General features: G+C 43.8%; 1 protein-coding gene. It reads right to left on the bottom strand.

Annotation, left to right across the window (positions count from 1 at the left end; genetic code table 11):
* Positions 1–66 precede the first annotated feature (66 nt).
* The coding region (locus tag A3763_RS22765; protein WP_231872295.1) for a hypothetical protein at positions 67–1,250 on the bottom strand (1,184 nt) is incomplete at its 5' end.

Raw genomic sequence — 1,250 nt, 5'->3', positions numbered from 1 at the left:
CGGACTTTTCCAGAGGTATATGCATTAAATAGGAAGCCTGATCGTTTGGTAAATCGNCTTGANCTTCTACCTTTGGCCCTTCAGGCTCTGTACAACCAAGACCCCAATATGTGCACCTGCATTTTCAAGAATTACTTTCATCATGCTTTCAATGAGGTTGTGTAAATCCAACTCCCCCGACAGGGTCTGCATTGACTTTATGATTGACTGAAAATCCAAAGCCTCTCCCGACCTGACTGAACTGGTCGCGGATAAGCCAGTTGAAAACTGCTGAGTCAGCGTAACATTTGACGAATTACTAAATGTGGCTGGCACTGTTTTATCACGTTTCTCACTTATAGCCAGCTCAGGATAACATGCTAATAGCCTATCAATTTTGGCTTTATTCCCCCAACTCTTGTACCAGCTATGTGCCCGTTTAATTGGAACATCGGCAAGGGATTCAAAACCAATATCTATTAAGTAGCGTCCAAAGAATTCGTTTGATAAACCGGCATATTGTCTAAAGCCGTTTTCCTCGGCTTCCTTTATGGCCTGTTTATAACGCTTTGCCGTTTGTTCAAAAGGCGCGCCATCTAAGGCAAGCTGCTCTGCTTCTACCAAAGCAATTTTATGCTCATGATTAAGAGAATATAAATCGGCTCGAAGCTGAAGAATGTGCTTGAGCTCGTTTGATACTTTCTCCAATTTTTTGAATGCTTGATGACTAGCGCCTACAAAGCCCTCTCTCTGAGCACGAATAAAGGCAAGATTACTAAGGCAATATAGGTCAACCATCATAAAATGGCTTTTGAAAAGCCCGTAACTTGCAACCGCGTCAAACAAATGCGCAACCAGTGTTTCGCAATCCGCTTCGTCCCAGAAGAAGTATTCAAAACGGCAATACATGAGAAAGGCTTTGAAAGAACTACCATTGATAATTGCTAACGAGGTCGCCTCGAAGTTTTCGTCGCCAAGCAAGTATTCGTGCTTAAGATAAGATTGCCAAGAGTTTTCAAGTATCGGCAGAAAAGGAACACGCAAAGACTTTTTCTCGACAAAGGCCTTCGCCTCCTCATACTCTGTTAGTAACTCTTCAATGGGAAAGCCCGCAACCGCTTTGATCGTTGATTTCGCAGATAAGCACACCCCTGCTCTAGCAAGCTCTCCTGTCTCAATCCCGGCTTCGAAGCCTCTCTCGTAAGCGTAATATGACTCTGTGACGTGTCCTTTTAGATGTGCAAGTGACACTCCAATTCCATTCCATGCAG

The sequence above is a fragment of the Oleiphilus sp. HI0128 genome (assembly GCF_001635365.1).
This window is presented reverse-complemented; position numbering and strand designations above follow the sequence as displayed.